Here is a 15,780-nt window from a genome sequence, read left to right on the forward strand (position 1 = left end):
CGTATCCGACCCGACCCCCGCGCAAGAAGGATGGCCGCCGTGCCGCTGCAGACATTCCGCGCCTCGAGCCTGTTTCTGCTGCTGGCCGCGGCCCTCGCCGCCGGGGTCCCGCTGGCCACGCCCGCCGCCGCCCAGTCGGTGGCGTTCGGCCAGTCCGCCGACACCGACGCGCCGGTCCAGGTCGAGGCCGACAGCCTCAAGGTCAACCAGACCACCGGCGAGGCGACCTTCACCGGCAACGTGGTGATCGGCCAAGGCGAGATGCGCCTGTCGGCGGGCGAGGTCACGGTCGTCTATGCGGGCGAGGGGAACCAGCGCATCAGCAGCCTGCGCGCGACCGGCGGCGTGACCCTGGTCAACGGCCCGGACGCGGCCGAAGCCAGCGAAGCCGCCTACGACGTGGAAGCCGGCACCGTCGCGCTGTCGGGCGACGTGGTGCTGACGCAGGGGCAGAACGTTCTGTCGGGCCAGCAGGCCAGCATCGACCTGAACAGCGGCGCCGCGACCGTGGCGGGCCGGGTCCGCACCGTGCTGCAACCCGGCACGAACTGATGGACAGCCCGTCCGATCCCGGCCGGCCGCGCGGCGCGTCCGCCCCGGTGCAGGCCGATGCCGCGCCCGATCAATTCGGTTCAACGCAGGCACGCCCCGCCCCCCCGGCAAGCCGCGTCGAAGGGCTGCGGATCGACAGCCTGCGGAAATCCTATCGCAACCGCCCGGTCATCCGCGACGTCTCGCTGCGGCTGGACCGGGGCGAGGTCGTGGCGCTGCTGGGTCCGAACGGATCGGGCAAGACCACCTGCTTTTACTGCATCGCCGGACTGATCCTGCCCGATGCAGGCCGGGTCGTGATCGAAGGCCGCGACGCCACCCGCCTGCCGATGTACCGCCGCGCGCGGATGGGGATCGGCTACCTGCCGCAGGAGATGTCGATCTTCCGCGGCCTCACGGTGGAACAGAACATCATGGCCGTGCTGGAGGTGTCGCATAAATCCCAGCACCGCCGCCGCGACCTGCTGGAGGAACTGCTGGGCGATTTCTCGATCGGCCACCTGCGCCACGCGCCCGCGCTGGCCCTGTCGGGGGGTGAACGGCGGCGGGTGGAAATCGCGCGCTGCCTCGCCTCGGACCCGCGCTATCTTCTGCTGGACGAGCCCTTCGCGGGCGTCGATCCGATCGCCGTGGGCGAGATCCGTTCGCTGGTCCACGACCTCAAGTCGCGCGGCATCGGCGTTCTCATCACCGATCACAACGTCCGGGAAACGCTGGGGATCGTGGATCGCGCCTATATCCTGCACGACGGCGTGGTGCTCAAGTCCGGCAGCACCGAGGAAATCGTCGCCGACCCGCAGGTGCGCGAGGTCTATCTGGGCGAAAGCTTCCGCATGATCTGAGCGGCGGGCCGGGGGAACAACCGGCCGGGCTCGCCGTTGACAGGAACGGCGCGACGTCACCAAATGGTCATGCGGGCGGCATCCCGCCCCGTTGGGCCGGGGATGCGCGCCGCAAGGACGATCCGTCGTCGGCGGCCCCATGCGGGAACCTCCGTCCGGCGCGGGCAACCGCAGAAAGGACGCAAACACCATGCGCTATCAGATCAGTGGCAAGCAGATCGATATCGGTGACTCGCTTCAGGGCCACGTGAAATCGAGCCTGGGGGAAACGGTCGCCAAGTATGCCCAGCGGCCCACCGACGCGACGGTGATCTTTTCCCGCGACGCGCACGAGTTCCAATGCGAGGCCGTCGTCCACCTGTCCACCGGCCTGACCGCGCAGGCAAAGGCCCGCGACACCCAGATCTACGGCGCGTTCGAGAACTGCCGCGAAAAGATGGACAAGCAGCTGCGCCGCTACAAGCGCCGGCTGAAGGACCACCAGAAAAGCCGCGTCGAGCAGCCGGTTGAATACGGCGCGGCGTCAAGCTATGTGCTGGCCGTTGACGAAGATGTGTGGGAAACGCAGGACGATCAGGGCCTGCAGCCCGTCATCATCGCGGAAATGGAAACCCGCGTGCCGACCCTGTCGGTGGGCGACGCGGTGATGCAGATGGAACTGTCCGGCAGCCCGATGCTGGTGTTCCGCAACGAGAAGCACGGGGGCGTCAACGTGGTCCATCGCCGCGACGACGGGAATGTCGGCTGGATCGACCCTCGCCACGTGAAATGAAGTTGAAAGCGGCGGACCGCACGCGTCCGTGACATCCGCCCGTCGTGGGCCTCACGCCCGCGACGGGCAGCCGGACAGGCGGCGCAAGGGACCTTTACACCATGCAGATCAGCGACATCCTCCTGCCCTCCGCGGTGAAATCGGTGTCCCAGGTGTCAAGCAAGAAGCGCCTGTTCCAGGACGTCGCCGAACTGGCGCAGACCGTCTATCGCGTCGATGCGGTCCGCACCTTCGACGCGCTGCAGGAACGCGAAAGCCTTGGGCCGACCGGCGTCGGCAACGGCGTGGCGCTGCCGCATGCGCGGCTGCACGGGCTGGACAAGGTGGTGGCGCTGTTCTTCCGGCTGGAAAAGCCGATGGATTTCGACGCGGTGGACAAGCTGCCGGTGGATCTGGTGTTCGCGCTGCTGGCGCCGCAAAGCTCGGGCGTCGATCACCTCAAGGCGCTGGCGCTGGTGTCGCGCACGCTGCGTGATGCCGACCTGCGGGCGAAGCTGCGCGCCAACGACGATCCCGTGGCGCTGCACGCGGTGCTGGCCGCCGCGCAGGACAGCCAGGCCGCCTGATCTCCTGACCGCCTGATCGCCTGACCGCTGACGCCTCAGCCCGGGCGATACCCCTCGAACGTGATGTTGTCGGCGACGGCGCGGGCCGCCCGCTCCTCCTGCGGCGACCGGATCGTCCAGCACAGGACGGGCGCGCCTTGCGCTTTCAGGGCAAGGACCGCAGGGCGACCGAGGTCGCGGTGGTCGTGCGAGACGAAGGACGCGCCCGTGCGTGCAAAGTCATCGATCCGCGTCAGCGCCGCCAGCCGGTCATGCGGCACCCCCGGCCAGTCCGCAGGCGCGAAACCGCAGGTCGTCAGGCCCACCGTCAGCCCCGGGGCGGCGGCATGGACGGCCGCGACCGCATGGGGGTTGAACGACATCACCGCCACCGGTCCGGCATAGGCCGACAGGACGTCGGCTACCCGCGTGGGCAAGGCCCCCACATCCGGCCCCAGCGCCCCGTCGCTGTCCTTGACCTCGATCAGCAAGGGCACCCGGCCGGCGACCTCGGCCAGAACCCCGGCCAGCGTCGGGATGCCCTGATCGCTGTCCAGCAGCCGCAGCGCCGCCGCGTCGGCGACGCTCAGCCCGGCGATCGGCCCGTCGGTCCCGGTCAGCCGGAACAGGTGGTCGTCGTGAAACACCAGCGGCGTGCCGTCGGCGGCCGGCTGGATGTCCATTTCGATGGCATAGCCCGCCGCGACCGCCGCGCGGAACGCGGCCATCGAGTTTTCCGGCACCCCGGCCCCGTGCAGCCCCCGATGGGCGATCGGGCGGGCAAGCAGGTCGCGCAGGGGCACCCGCCTCAGCCCTCGATCTCGAACACCGCCTCAATCTCGACCGCGACGCCGCGTGGCAGGGACGGCGCGCTGACGGCCGCGCGGGCGTGGCGGCCGCGATCGCCGAACACCTCGACCATCAGGTCCGAACAGCCGTTGATGACCTCGGGCTGGTCGGTGAAATCGGGGGTCGAGGCGACGAAGCCCGTCAGCTTCACGACCCGCGCCACCCGGTCCAGCGACCCCAGCGCCGCCCGCGCCTGCGCCAACAGCGACAGCCCGCAGGCCCGCGCCGCCGCGGCCCCCGCCGCCGTGTCCATGTCGTGGCCGAGCCGCCCCTTGATGAGCCCGTCGGCCCCCGCAGCGATCTGCCCCGACACGAACAGAAGATTGCCCGTCCGCACGTAGGGCACATAGTTGGCGGCCGGCGCGGGCGCGTCGGGCAGGGTGATGTTGAGCTCGGACAGGCGGGCATCGATCGACATCGGCGGCTCCTTCGATTTGTGTCGCGCGGACCCTAGCCCGGCGACCGCCGCGTGTCACCCGAGGGGATGCGGCGGATTTCGGGCGGGACCAAATATCCCGGGGGACGCGGTCGCAGACCGCGGGGGGCAGCGCCCCCGGCCGTTGCGCGGATTCTCAGGCCACCCGCGCCTCAGGCCACCAGCGCCTCGGCCCGGCTCAGGTCCACGCTGACCAGCTGGCTCACCCCCTGCTCGACCATCGTCACCCCGAACAGGCGGTCCATCCGCCCCATCGTCACGGCGTGGTGGGTGATGACGAGGAACCGGGTGGCGGTGCGCCGCGTCATCTCGTCCAGAAGGTCGCAGAACCGGCCCACGTTGGCGTCGTCCAGGGGCGCGTCCACCTCGTCCAGCACGCAGATCGGGGCGGGGTTGGCAAGGAACACGGCGAAGATCAGCGCCATCGCGGTCAGCGTCTGCTCGCCCCCCGACAGCAGCGACAGGGTCGCCAGCTTCTTGCCCGGGGGCTGGCACATGATTTCCAGGCCAGCGTCCAGCGGGTCGTCGGATTCGACCATCACCAGCCTCGCCTCGCCGCCGCCGAACAGGTGGGTGAACAGCGTGCCGAAGTTCGCGTTCACGGTATCGAAGGCGGCCAGCAGCCGCTCGCGCCCCTCGCGGTTCAGCCCCGCGATGCCGCCGCGCAGCTTGCCGATCGCGGCGGTCAGTTCGTCACGCTGGGCGGCGAGGGTGTCGCGCTCTTCCTCCAGCGCGCGCTTGTCCTCGTCGGCGCGCAGGTTCACCGGGCCGATCGCGTCGCGCTGCACGCGCAGGCGGGCGATCCGGTCGTCCAGCGCGGCGGCGTCGGGGATGGCGGCCGGGTCCAGCGCCAAGCGGTCGGAAAGGTCGGCGGGGGTGCAGCCCGCGTCCTCGGCGATGCGGGCGCGGGCGGCGGCCTCGGTCGCGGCGGCGGCGTCGGCGCGGGCTTCCTGCGCGGCGCGACCCTCGCGCGCGTTCGAGGCGGCGCGCTCGGCGTCGCGTTCGGCGGCGGCCGCCGCAATCAGCGCCGCGTCGGCCGCGGCGAGCGCATCGCGCGCCCGGCCCGCCCGCGCCCGGGCGGCCGCTTCGCGCCCGGCCAGTTCGTCGCGGATGACGGCCAGCCGCGCCGGTTCGCCCTGCGCGTGGTCCAGTTCCGCCCCCGCCTGCGCGCGCCGCGCGGCCAGTTCGGCGGCCCGGCCGCCCGCCTGTTCCAGCCGCAGCCGCCAGCCGGACTCCTCGGTCGCGATGTCCTGCAACCGCTTCACCCGCGCGGTCCCGTCGCGCCTGAGCTCGTCGGCGGCCGCCCGCCGCGCCATGGTGGCGATGCGCGCGGCCTCGACCCCCGTGCGCGCGTGGTCCAGCGCGTCCGAGGCGCGGGCGGGGTCGGGCAGCGCCGCGCGCGCGCGTTCCGCATCGGCCAGCCGGGTGCCCGCGTCGGCGGCGTCGGCGCGGTGCCGGGCGAGTTCCGCGCGGGCCGATTCGATCCGTCCGGCGGCCAGCGACAGGTCGGATTCGGCGCGGGTGGCGGCGCGGGCGTGATCGGACAGGGCGCGCTCGGCCGTGCGGCGCTCGTCGCGGGCGGCGGTCTCGTCCCGGGCGGCGGTGGCCAGCGCCGCGCGCGCCGCCTCGTGCAGGGCGGCCGCATCGCGCGCGACGGCCGATGCCGCATCGGACCGGGCCGAGACGTCGGCCAGCCGGTTCACCTGCTGCAGATGCAGCGCCGCCGCCGACGCCGCCTGTCCCGCCGGAACCACGATCCCGTCCCAGCGGAACAGGTCGCCCGCCGCCGTCACCAGCCGCTGCCCCGGACGCAAAAGCGCCTGCAGCGCGGCGCCGGTGGCCGCGTCGGGGACGATCCCGGTCTGCGACAGCCGCCGGTCCAGCGCGGCGGGGCCGGTCACGCGGGCGGACAGCGGCGCGGCCCCTTGGGGCAGGGGAGCCGCGTCGTCATAGCCGGGCAGGTCGCGCCAGACGGCGCCTTTCGAGTCAGTCCCCGTGGCCGCCGCAGGGCTTGCGCGCAAATCGTCGCCCATCGCCGCGCCGAACGCCGCCTCTGCCCCGGCGGCGACCTGGACCAGATCCAGCATCGTCCGCCCGCCCGCCCGCGCGCGGTCCACCAGCCGCGCCAGCGCCGCCGTTTCAGAGGCAAGCGCCCCGGCCTCGCCCTCGGCCGTGGCGCGGGCGGTGCGGGCGGTCGTTTCGGCGGCCTCGGCCCGGGCCCTGCGGCCCTCGGCGGCGGTCAGCGCCGCTTCGGCCGCCTCGGCGCGGTCGCGGGCGGTGGTCTGCGCGGCCTCGGCCTGCGCCAGCGCGGACTGCGCGGTCTCGCCCGCCGCGCCCGCGCGCGTGGCGGCGGCGTCGGCGTCGGCCGCCGCGCGCTCGGCCCGCGTCAGCATCGCGCGCAGGTCGTGGACCAGCCGCTCGGCCGACTGGTGCCGGGCGGCCAGCCGCGCGGCCTCGTCGGTCAGTTCCGCCAGCCGCGCCTCGATGGCGCGCAGGGCGGCCGCCGCCTCGTCGGCCGCCGCCGCCGCGTCGCGGGTGCGGTCGTCGTGGCCCTCGCCCGCCTTCAAAAGCTGTGCGCGCTCCCACTCCAGCCGCTCGATCATGTCCGTGGCGTCGCGGTTCAGCACCGCCTCGCGCTCGATGTCGCGGTCAAGCTGGGCCACGCGCGCGGCCAGCGTGTCGATCGCCTTTGCCGCCCGCGCCTCGGCCTCGTCCAGCGCCTCGCGTTCTACCTGCGCCCGCGACAGGATCGCGGCGGCCACGGTTTCCTCGTCGCGCAGCGGCGGCAGCGCGGCTTCGGCCCGGGCCCGGTCCCGGGCGGCGCGGCTGGCGGCGGTTTCGGCGCGGGACGCCAGCGCGCGGGCCTGTTCGCGCGCGTCGGCCGCGGCGCGGCGGGCAAGGTCGGCCGCTGACCAGCGCGACAGCAGCAGCGCCCCTTCGGCGGACCGCAGCTCGGCCCCGATCTCGCGGTAGCGGGCGGCGGCACGGGCCTGCCGGGTCAGGGTCGCCGCCTGCGCCGCCAGCTGTTCCAGCGTGTCGTCCACGCGCGCGAGGTTCGCCTCGGCCCCGTTCAGCTTCAGCTCGGCCTCGTGTCGGCGCTGGTAAAGGCCGCTGATCCCCGCCGCTTCCTCGAGGATGCGGCGGCGCGCCTTCGGCCGCGCGTTGATGAGTTCGCTGATCTGCCCCTGCCGCACCAGCGCGGGGCTTTGCGCCCCGGTCGAGGCGTCGGCGAACAGCATCTGCACGTCGCGGGCGCGCACCTCGCGTCCGTTGATGCGATAGGCGCTGCCCGCGTCGCGGGTGATCCGGCGCGAGATGTCCAGGCTGTCGGCGTCGTTGAAACCGGCGGGCGCGAGGCGGGCGCGGTTGTCCACCGTCAGCACGACCTCGGCGTGACCGCGCGCGGGCCGGCGCGTGGTGCCGGCGAAGATCACGTCCTCCATCCCGTCGCCGCGCATGGCGGTGGGGCGGTTTTCGCCCATGACCCAGCGCAACGCTTCCAGAAGGTTCGACTTGCCGCAGCCGTTCGGCCCGACGACGCCGGTCAGCCCTTCGCGGATGACCAGTTCGGTCGGGTCCACGAAGCTTTTGAAGCCGTTGAGGCGAAGCCGGTCGAAACGCACGAGCTGCCCCTAGATCGTGTGAATGGTGACGCGAGTATCGCGGGGCGCTGTGCGTGTGTCAACATTTGGTGGGGTTGGTCGGGCCGGGTACCAGATGAGGCATCGGGCCGCCGGGCTTTGTCCAAAAGCAAAAGCCGCCCGATGGGCGGCCCTTTTGCCGAAACGACCAGCCTGACGGGATCAGGCGGCTTCCGCCTCTTCCGCAGCCATGCGGCGTTCGCTTTCCTCGCGCGACAGGGCGACCGAGGTCCGCACGCCCTTGCTCACGAATTCGACCAGGCCCTTCACCACCCGCTCGTTGGGGTCGATGCCCGCGCAGCTCAGCACTTCGCGGCCGTCGCGCGACCGTGCCCAGCGGGCGATCTGCTCGGCCCCGTTGCCGTATTTCTTGTCGTCGGAAATCGCGTCGTCCAATGCCGCAAGCACGACGGCCGCAAACAGCTTGCGCGCCCGCTGGCCCTGCTCGAAGTTGAAGGCCGATCCATCCACAAAATCGCGCATATTATTCCTTTTCTTTTGTTTGCGCCGACCCAGGCGTCGCGCTGATCCGGGTCGATCGTTTTTCGGGATTGCCATTCCGGGAATAACCGGTCCGGCCTCGATTCGTTATGTGCCCCCGCACAGAGCCGCCATGCACCAGACGCAAAGCGGAAAACAAAGGCGAATGTCGTGGCAGGATGACGGGCGCAGCGAGGGTCAAGCAGGTTTGATCGCTTGACAACGCCGATAATCGAACGCCGGTTCCAGGGTCTTGTCACCAATATGGGGTGCGGCGCCGAGCGGTCAATGGCGGCCCGCGCAACCTGCGCTTGCGCGGGGCGGATTCGCAGCCATGCAACGGGCGCCGGGTCGGATGGACAGCGGGACCGGCTTGTGGATAGCCTGCCCGCGGGCGCGCTGCCGCGCCCAAGCGCCAGGGTGAAGACGGGGAACGCGATGCTGAAGGGTTGGCCGGACACGCTGTGGATCGTGCGGCATGGCGAAAGCGCCGGGAACGTGGCGCGCGACTTTGCCTATCAGCAGGGGCTTGCCCGCATCGACCTAACCGGGCGCGACGTGGACGTGCCGCTGTCCGACCTTGGGCGCGAGCAGGCGGCGGCGCTGGGGCGGTGGTTCGCGCAGGGGCGCGAAGACGGGCGGCCGAACGTCGTCTTGGCCTCCCCCTACCTCCGGGCGCAGGAAACCGCGCGGCTGTTTCGCGACGCAGGCGGCTGCCCCGCCGATACCCGCATCCACCTGGACGAGCGGCTGCGCGAAAAGGAGTTCGGGATCCTCGACGGGCTGACCGGGCGCGGCGTCCGGGCCGAGTTTCCGCAGCAGGCCGAGCTGCGCGCGAGCCTTGGCAAGTTCTACCACCGACCCCCGGGGGGGGAGAGCTGGTGCGACGTCATCTTCCGCCTGCGGGCGATGATGGACACGATCAGCCTGCATCACAGCGGCTGCCGGGTGATGATCGTGGCGCATCAGGTGGTGGTGCTGTGCCTGCGCTATGTCGTCGAGGGCCTGACCGAGCAGGAGATCCTGGAAATCGACGCCGACGGCGACGTGGCCAACTGTTCGATCACCGAATACCGCCACGCGCCGGGGGCCGAAGGCACCGACGGGCGGATGCGGCTGGTCCGCTACAACGTGACCGCCCCGATGGAGGCGCAGCAGACCCCCGTCACCACCAAGCCCGACCCGATCATGGGGGCACGGGGTTGAGCGGCGGGACGGACGCGCGTCCGCTGGACCCCGCGTGGCTGCGATGCCACCCGCTGCCCGACCATCCCGAGGGGACGGACAAGAACAGCCGCGGCCGGGTGATGCTGGTCGGCGGATCGACCCTGGTGCCGGGCGGGCTGATCCTGACCGCGACGGCGGCGTTTCGGGCGGGCGCGGGCAAGGTGCAGGTCGCCCTGCCCGAGCCGCTGGCGATCCCCACCGGCATCGCCGTTCCCGAAGCCGGGGTGCTGGCCCTGCCGGCCGACGAGGGGGGCGAGATCGCGGACGCCGCGCCGCTTGCGTCGAAGATCGGCGATTGCGGCTGCCTCGTGCTTGGCCCGGCGATGGCGTCGGCCGATGCGGGGGGCCGGGTGATGGACGCGCTGCTGCCCGCCGCAGGCTCCGGCCCCGTGGTGATGGACGCCGCCTGCATCGAGGCTGTGGCCTCGCGTCTGGACGCGGTCGCGGCCCTGTCGGGCGGCGCGGTGCTGACGCCGCACGCGGGCGAGATGGCGCGGCTGACCGGCCTTGACGCCGACGAGATCGAGGCGCGGCGCGCCGAGGTGGGCGTCGAATGGGCCGCGCGCCTGCGCGCCGTCATCGCCATCAAGGGGTCCACCACGCTGATCGCCAGCCCCGACGGCGAGGTCGCGGTCTATGCGGGCGGCGGCGTGGGCCTTGCCACCGGCGGGTCGGGCGACGTGCTGGCGGGCTTGATCGCGGGGCTGGTCGCGCGCGGCCTGCCCGGGTGGGAAGCGGCTTGCTGGGGCGTCTGGCTGCACGGCGAGGCGGGCCGCCGAATGGCCGAGCGCATGGGCCCGGTAGGCTTTCTTGCGCGCGAGCTTGCGGCCGAGGTGCCCGGCCTGATGCGCGGGGCCTGACGGCGACCCGCGCCGGGGCGGCCCCGGCAGCGTCAGGGGATCAGCGAAGCTCGGCGGGCGAAAGCCTGCGGCGCCGCTCGAACGTGGCGATCAGGACGCCGCCCACCACCAGCACGCCCGCCGCAAGCTCGACCAGCGCTGGTGCCTCGCCGAACGCGACCCAGGACGACAGCACCCCCACGACCGGCACCAGCATCGACCACGGCGCAACCGCGCTGGCCGAATAGCGCGCGATCAGCGTGTTCCAGATGCCGTAACCAAGGATCGAGGCGCAGACGACGATGTAAAGCAGGCCCAGGTTCGCGGGCAGCGCCTCGCGGGTAAGGGCGGTCGAAAGCGCGGGCGCGATCCGCGGCCCCTCGAACCACAGGGACATCAGGAACGTCGGGATCGGCGGCACCAGCGACATCCACATCGTCAGCTGCAGCGGCTTCGGCGCCCGCGCCAGCCGCGAGCAGATGTTGCCCGTGGCCCACCCCAGCGCCGCCAGCAGCGTCAGCGCGACCGGCACCCAGCTTGCCGCCTGCGCCCGGTGGGCGCCGATGAAGGCCAGGCCCAGCACCGCGATCCCCACCCCCGCCGCCCGCCGCGCGGTCAGCCGCTCGCCCAGCAGCAGCGTCGCCAGCAGCATCGTGAAGGGCGCCTGCGCCTGCAGCACCAGCGAGGCGAGGCCGGGCGGCATCCCCGCCTCCATCGCGACGTACAGAAAGCCGAATTGCAGCACGCCAAGGCCGAAGCCGGTGCCGATCAGCCAGATCGTGCGGACCTGCGGGCGCGGCACCAGCAGGATCGTGGGAATCGCCAGCAGCGTGAACCTGAGCGCGGCGGCAAGAAACGGTGGATAGTGCTGCAAAGCATAGGCCGTCGCCGGAAAGTTCAGCCCCCACAGCACCGGAACGGCCAGGGCCAGCAGGCGGTCGCGTGGTTGCATCGGGCACAGTCTTTCGTTGCGGCGCGCGGTCTTTCGTTGCGGCGCGCGCACCCTGCACGGGCCGCCCGGCGCCCGCAAGGTCAGCCGAAAAGCGGCAGCTGGTCGTCCGCGGCGGGCGGTTCGGGCGGGCACAGGGCGGACAGGGTGATCCCCAGCAGCCGCACCCCCTGCGGCACCTGATGCGGACGCGGGTCGGGCAGCACCTGCGGCAGCATCGCGGTGGCGAGCGCGAGCAGTTCGTCGCGTGACGCGACGGGGCGGGGCAGCGACCGGGCGCGGGTGACGATCCGGAAGTCGGCGTATTTCGCCTTGAGCGTGACGGTGCGGCCGCTGATCCCGTTCGGCTCGGCATGCCGCCAGACCTTGTTGGCAAGGGGGGCAAGCGCCTCGGCGGCGGCGGTCAGGTCGTGGATGTCGGTGAAGAAGGTGTTCTCGGCCCCGACCGACTTGCGCTCGCGGTCGGGGCGCACCTCGCGGTGGTCGATGCCGCGGGCGATGTTGAAATAATAGCTGCCGGACTTGCCGAAGGTGGCGCTGAGGAACTCGAGGCTCTGGCGGTGTAGGTCGGCGCCGGTGCGGATCCCGTGCCGTTCCATCCGGGCCGAGGTGGCGGGCCCGATCCCGTGAAAGCGCCCGATCGGCAGGGTCAGGACAAAGGCGGGTCCGGCCTCGGGCGGGATCACGAACAGGCCGTCGGGCTTGCGCTGGTCGGACGCGAGCTTGGCCAGGAACTTGTTGTAACTGACCCCGGCCGAGGCGGTGAGCCCGGTTTCGGCCCGGATCAGCGCCCGGATTTCCTGCGCGATGCGGGTCGCGGTGCGGCCGTGCAGGTGGTCGGTCAGGTCCAGGTAAGCCTCGTCCAGCGACAGGGGTTCGATCTGCGGGGTGAAGCGGGCGAAGATGTCGCGGATCTGGCGGCTGACGGCCTTGTAGACCTCGAACCGGGGCTTGACGAAGACGAGGTCGGGGCAAAGCCGCGCGGCCCGCACCGACGGCATGGCCGAGCGGACGCCGAAGGGCCGCGCCTCGTAGCTGGCGGCGGCGACGACCCCGCGCAGCGACGACCCCCCGACGGCGACGGGGCGGCCGCGAAGGGCCGGGTCGTCGCGTTGTTCGACGCTGGCGTAGAAGGCGTCCATGTCGACGTGGACGATGCGGCGGATGCGGGCGGGGTCGGGGGTGGCGGGGTCGGTCATCGAGCGGGCCGGCGGGCAGGGGCGGTCATGCGATGAACCCCCCGGTTTGCGCAAAGCAAACCGGGACGCGCCCGCCCGCCCCTTGGCGGGCGCGTTCGCACCCACCCGGGCGGCCGCGTCCCTCCGGCGTGCTGGCGTCGGCGCGGCGCACGGAAACGGGCTCGTGGCCCGTTTCCTTTAGCGGCACGGTATCGTCGATAAGCCGCGTGACGCCAATATTCGGTCTTGCCCCGGTCCTTCGATCCACCCGCCGGTCCGCCCAAAGCGGACCGGGACGCACCCGCCCGCCCCAGGCGGGTGCGTTCGCACCCACCAGGCGTGCGCGTCCCTCCGAAGTGCTGGCGTCGAGGGGCCGCACGGAAACGGGCTTGTGGCACGTTTCCTTTAGCGGGACCGCTTTTGCCGGGTAGGCGCAAACGGCTTGCCCGGGTCATTCGACCCACTCCCCGGTTTGCCCAAAGCAGACCGGGACGCGCCCGCCCGCCCTCAGGCGGGTGCGTTCGCACCCACCCGGGCGTGCGGGTCCCTCCGAAGCGCTGGCTTCGCTGGACCGCACGGAAACGGGTTCGTGACCCGTTTCCTTCAGCAAGACCGCAGCAAACGGGCCGGAGCGCATACGCATCGCCCATCCCGCCGCGCATCCTCACCCCGCCGCGCTGATCCGCGCGTCGCCCGCGGTCAGCGGCCCGTCCATGCGGTCGAAGCGCATGTGGGCGATCGCCCGGCCGCCCGACTGCGTGTAAAGCGTCCCCGCCTCGCGCCCGTCCTCCATCAGGATCGGAGTGCCCGGAGGCGCCGCGCCGTCCACCGCCACCGCAATCAGGCCCTTCCGCAGCTCGGTCTTGTGCTTCATCCGGGCGGTCACTTCCTGCCCGACATAGCAGCCCTTGCGGAAATCGACGCCGTGGAGCCGCTCGAACCCGGCTTCCAGAATGAAGGTTTCATTCGGGACCAGCTCGACCAGCGTCTCCGGAATGGTGTGCGCCACCCGCACGGCGTCCCAGTCGGTCCCGTCGTCGCCCGCGGCGTCGCCGTAAAGCCGCCAGCCCATGTCGGGATGGCGCGGGTCGGCGACCGCGCCCTCGGGCGCCGTTCCGACCCCGCGCGACATGTGCAGGCCGGCATCCTCGACCCCCACCTTGGCCCGCAGCCTGTACATCGACAGCCGCCGCATCAGGTCTTCCGCCAGCCGCGCGTCAACGTCCACCAGCAGCGCGTCCCCCTGCGGCACCACGAAGAAATCCGCGAGGTATTTTCCCTGCGCCGTCAGCAGCGCCGCCCAGACCGGCGCGCGGCTCACGTCGTTGGTCACCAGCCCCTGCAGGAACTCCACCCGGTCGTCGCCGGTCACGCGCAGGATACTCCGCATCACTCGCCCCCAAATTGCAGCCGGACCAGCGCCGCATAGGCGCCGCCCTGTTCCATCAACTGGTCATGCGTGCCCTGTTCGACAACCCGCCCCGCCTCCATCACCACGATCAGGTCGGCGGCGCGGATCGTGGACAGCCGGTGCGCGATGATGAGCGTGGTGCGCCCCGCCGACAGCTCCTCCAGCGCGGCCTGCACCAGCCGTTCGGATGCGGCGTCCAGCGCGCTCGTCGCCTCGTCCAGCAGCAGCACGGGCCGGTCGCGCAGGATCGCGCGGGCGATGCCGATCCGCTGGCGTTGCCCGCCCGACAGGGCCGAGCCGCGGGGACCGGCCGGCGTTTCCAGCCCGCCGGGCAGCGTATCGGTGAAATCCGCCACATGCGCCGCCACGACCGCGCGGCGCAGCGCGGCCGGGTCGGCGCGGTGGCCGGGGTCGATGTTTTCACGCAGCGTCTCGTCGAACAGCGCGCTGTCCTGCGTCACGACCGAAAACTGGTCGCGCAGCACCGGCAGCGTGAAATCGGCGACCGGGAAGCCCCCCAGCGTGACCTGGCCCGCGTCGGGATCGACCATCCGCGACAGCAGGTTGAACACCGTCGATTTCCCCGCCCCCGACGGCCCGACCAGCGCGGTGGTCCGGCCCGCTTCGGCGGTGAACGTGAGCCCGCGCAGGACCGGCTGCTCGCCATAGGACAGATGCACGTCCTGAAACCGGATCGTCGTGCCCTCGGGCGGCGCGGTGCGTGGGCCCGAGGCGATGGTGGGCCTTGTGTCGAACACCTCGTAGATGCGTTCGAGCGAGGTCATGGCCGCCTGCCAGCCCCCCGCAAGCCCGCCCAGCCGCCGCAGCGGCTGGAACGCCAGCGACAGCGCGGTGAAGAACGACATGAAGTCGCCCACGCTGCGCTCGCCCCGCGTGACCTGCGCGCCGCCGAGCGCGAGGACGCCTACGAACCCCAGCCCGGTCACGATGTCGATCAGCGCGGGGATCAGCGCCTTCATCGCGCTCATCTTGGTCTCGCGCTGGCGCAGCCCCTCGACGATCGCGCGGAAGCGGCCGGACTGGTAGCTTTCCATGCCGTTCACGCGGATCGCGGCGATGCCGTGCAGCACCTCGTCCAGGCGGGTTGCGCGGCGCGACGCCTCGATCCGCGTCTCGCGGGTGCGGCGGCGGATGTAGCGCTGGACGAAGTAGGTCGGCACGATCAGCAGCGGCGCGCCCACGGCGGCGGCCAGCGTCCACAGCGGGTCGATCGCGATCGCGACCCCGAAGAGGCTGACAAGCGAGATCACGTCCCGCCCCGCGCCGCTGATGAAGGTGGTCCAGATCCCCTGGATCGCCTGGGTGTCGCCCTGGATCCGCTCGATCAGCGCGCCGGGGGGGTTCTTCTGGTAGAAGCTGCCGTCGAGCGTCAGGATGTGGCGCAAAAGGTCGGTCTGCATCGACACCGCGACGCCCTGCTGGACCGACGTCAGCAGCGCGCGGGTGATGACGAGGGTCGTCGCGCGGATCAGGAACAGGCCGAAGATGATCCCGCCGACCCACCAGATCGCGCCGCCGTCGCCGCCCACGAACACCCGGTCGAACAGCGGCCGCAGCATCCACGACAGCACGGCGAGGGTCGATCCCTCGACGATCATCAGCGCCATCGCCACGCCCATGCGCGGGGCATAGGAGCGCAGGTAGTCGCGCCACAGGCGGCGCGGCAGGCTGCGGTCTGGGTCGGCGCGTGACGTCATTCGCGGCCTTTCGTGACGCTCGCTTCCGGGGATAGCCCGGCGCGCCCGGGGGCGGCAAGGGCGGGGTGCGCGAGGGGGTTGCGCGCGGCGGCGCGGTGCAGGCGGGGGGGGCTGGGAGCGCGACGGGTGGGCGGCAGGGACGCAGGTGCAGAGGCAGGTGCACGCCTCGGCCTCGACGCGGGCGTGAAGCCCGGCGACAGCGGGTCGCGTCCACGGGCGCGAGGGCGGGTCGCCCCAGAGCGGCAGGGCGGGGTGTGCGATGCGATTGGCCGGCTGGGCGGTGCACAACCGGGCGAACGGTACGGGGCGAGCGCGGCGAGCGGGCGGCGACGGAGCGAGCG

General features: G+C 72.3%; 14 protein-coding genes. 6 read left to right on the forward strand and 8 right to left on the reverse strand.

Annotated elements, in window-relative coordinates; all coding sequences use genetic code 11:
- Positions 1 to 39: 39 nt before the first annotated feature.
- From lptA to FNF32_RS11050, 4 genes are all read left to right on the forward strand, one after another.
- A complete protein-coding gene (gene lptA, locus FNF32_RS11035) occupies positions 40 to 552 on the forward strand; it encodes a lipopolysaccharide transport periplasmic protein LptA (RefSeq protein ID WP_246087793.1) in 513 nt (170 codons plus the stop codon).
- Positions 552 to 1,394, forward strand: a complete 843-nt coding sequence (lptB, locus tag FNF32_RS11040; RefSeq protein ID WP_131675262.1) for an LPS export ABC transporter ATP-binding protein — start codon at positions 552 to 554, stop codon at positions 1,392 to 1,394. Before lptA ends, lptB begins: the two co-directional genes overlap by 1 nt.
- Before the next feature lie 190 nt (positions 1,395 to 1,584).
- The gene (gene hpf, locus FNF32_RS11045; RefSeq protein WP_131675261.1) at positions 1,585 to 2,166 is read left to right on the forward strand and encodes a ribosome hibernation-promoting factor, HPF/YfiA family; all 582 of its coding nucleotides are present in this window, start codon (positions 1,585 to 1,587) and stop codon (positions 2,164 to 2,166) included.
- A 101-nt stretch (positions 2,167 to 2,267) separates the two neighbouring features.
- Complete coding sequence (locus FNF32_RS11050; protein WP_131675260.1) at positions 2,268 to 2,732, forward strand: PTS sugar transporter subunit IIA; 465 nt, start codon at positions 2,268 to 2,270, stop codon at positions 2,730 to 2,732.
- Positions 2,733 to 2,767: 35 nt separating this feature from the next.
- Here the strand turns inward: FNF32_RS11050 and FNF32_RS11055 are convergent, their stop codons facing one another.
- The 4 genes from FNF32_RS11055 to FNF32_RS11070 all read right to left on the reverse strand — a co-directional run bounded on the left by FNF32_RS11055 (position 2,768) and on the right by FNF32_RS11070 (position 8,120).
- Positions 2,768 to 3,523, reverse strand: a complete 756-nt coding sequence (locus FNF32_RS11055; protein ID WP_425467906.1) for a glycerophosphodiester phosphodiesterase family protein — start codon at positions 3,521 to 3,523, stop codon at positions 2,768 to 2,770.
- On the reverse strand, positions 3,520 to 3,978 hold the full coding sequence (locus tag FNF32_RS11060; RefSeq protein ID WP_131675259.1) for a RidA family protein: 459 nt from the start codon (positions 3,976 to 3,978) through the stop codon (positions 3,520 to 3,522). The genes FNF32_RS11055 and FNF32_RS11060 overlap by 4 nt, the downstream gene beginning before the upstream one ends.
- 170 nt (positions 3,979 to 4,148) lie before the next feature.
- Positions 4,149 to 7,619: a chromosome segregation SMC family protein gene (locus FNF32_RS11065; protein ID WP_143796636.1), complete on the reverse strand. Its 3,471-nt coding sequence runs from the start codon at positions 7,617 to 7,619 to the stop codon at positions 4,149 to 4,151.
- Between the two features lie 180 nt (positions 7,620 to 7,799).
- Positions 7,800 to 8,120, reverse strand: coding sequence for a DUF6280 family protein (locus FNF32_RS11070; protein ID WP_131673708.1), 321 nt, complete (start codon positions 8,118 to 8,120; stop codon positions 7,800 to 7,802).
- Positions 8,121 to 8,537: 417 nt separating this feature from the next.
- Here FNF32_RS11070 and FNF32_RS11075 point away from each other — a divergent pair, with 417 nt between their 5' ends.
- Entirely contained in the window at positions 8,538 to 9,323 is a 786-nt protein-coding gene (locus tag FNF32_RS11075) for a histidine phosphatase family protein (protein ID WP_221930702.1), read from the forward strand.
- Positions 9,320 to 10,204, forward strand: coding sequence for an NAD(P)H-hydrate dehydratase (locus tag FNF32_RS11080; RefSeq protein WP_131673707.1), 885 nt, complete (start codon positions 9,320 to 9,322; stop codon positions 10,202 to 10,204). The genes FNF32_RS11075 and FNF32_RS11080 overlap by 4 nt, the downstream gene beginning before the upstream one ends.
- 40 nt (positions 10,205 to 10,244) lie before the next feature.
- On the opposite strand, the gene FNF32_RS11085 is transcribed toward FNF32_RS11080, so the two are convergent.
- The 4 genes from FNF32_RS11085 to FNF32_RS11100 form a co-directional block, all read right to left on the reverse strand.
- Complete coding sequence (locus tag FNF32_RS11085) at positions 10,245 to 11,135, reverse strand: EamA family transporter (protein ID WP_131673706.1); 891 nt, start codon at positions 11,133 to 11,135, stop codon at positions 10,245 to 10,247.
- Positions 11,136 to 11,215: 80 nt separating this feature from the next.
- Positions 11,216 to 12,331 (reverse strand): DNA polymerase IV, encoded by a 1,116-nt coding sequence (gene dinB / locus FNF32_RS11090; RefSeq protein WP_131673705.1) that lies wholly within the window; start codon positions 12,329 to 12,331, stop codon positions 11,216 to 11,218.
- A 643-nt stretch (positions 12,332 to 12,974) separates the two neighbouring features.
- Complete coding sequence (ygfZ, locus tag FNF32_RS11095) at positions 12,975 to 13,700, reverse strand: CAF17-like 4Fe-4S cluster assembly/insertion protein YgfZ (protein WP_131673704.1); 726 nt, start codon at positions 13,698 to 13,700, stop codon at positions 12,975 to 12,977.
- Positions 13,700 to 15,439: an ABC transporter ATP-binding protein gene (locus FNF32_RS11100; protein WP_131673703.1), complete on the reverse strand. Its 1,740-nt coding sequence runs from the start codon at positions 15,437 to 15,439 to the stop codon at positions 13,700 to 13,702. Before FNF32_RS11100 ends, ygfZ begins: the two co-directional genes overlap by 1 nt.
- Positions 15,440 to 15,780 lie beyond the last annotated feature (341 nt).

Origin of the sequence: Paracoccus marinus, from assembly GCF_007018965.1 — a bacterium.
GTDB classification, from domain to species: Bacteria; Pseudomonadota; Alphaproteobacteria; order Rhodobacterales; family Rhodobacteraceae; genus Paracoccus; species Paracoccus marinus.

Coding starts and splice junctions, on each gene's coding strand:
- lptB (WP_131675262.1), top strand. CDS start 552: ATGGACAGCCCGTCCGATCCCGGCCGGCCGCGCGGCGCGTCCGCCCCG.
- hpf (WP_131675261.1), top strand. CDS start 1,585: ATGCGCTATCAGATCAGTGGCAAGCAGATCGATATCGGTGACTCGCTT.
- FNF32_RS11050 (WP_131675260.1), top strand. CDS start 2,268: ATGCAGATCAGCGACATCCTCCTGCCCTCCGCGGTGAAATCGGTGTCC.
- FNF32_RS11060 (WP_131675259.1), bottom strand. CDS start 3,978: ATGTCGATCGATGCCCGCCTGTCCGAGCTCAACATCACCCTGCCCGAC.
- FNF32_RS11070 (WP_131673708.1), bottom strand. CDS start 8,120: ATGCGCGATTTTGTGGATGGATCGGCCTTCAACTTCGAGCAGGGCCAG.
- FNF32_RS11085 (WP_131673706.1), bottom strand. CDS start 11,135: ATGCAACCACGCGACCGCCTGCTGGCCCTGGCCGTTCCGGTGCTGTGG.
- dinB (WP_131673705.1), bottom strand. CDS start 12,331: ATGACCGACCCCGCCACCCCCGACCCCGCCCGCATCCGCCGCATCGTC.
- ygfZ (WP_131673704.1), bottom strand. CDS start 13,700: ATGCGGAGTATCCTGCGCGTGACCGGCGACGACCGGGTGGAGTTCCTG.
- FNF32_RS11100 (WP_131673703.1), bottom strand. CDS start 15,439: ATGACGTCACGCGCCGACCCAGACCGCAGCCTGCCGCGCCGCCTGTGG.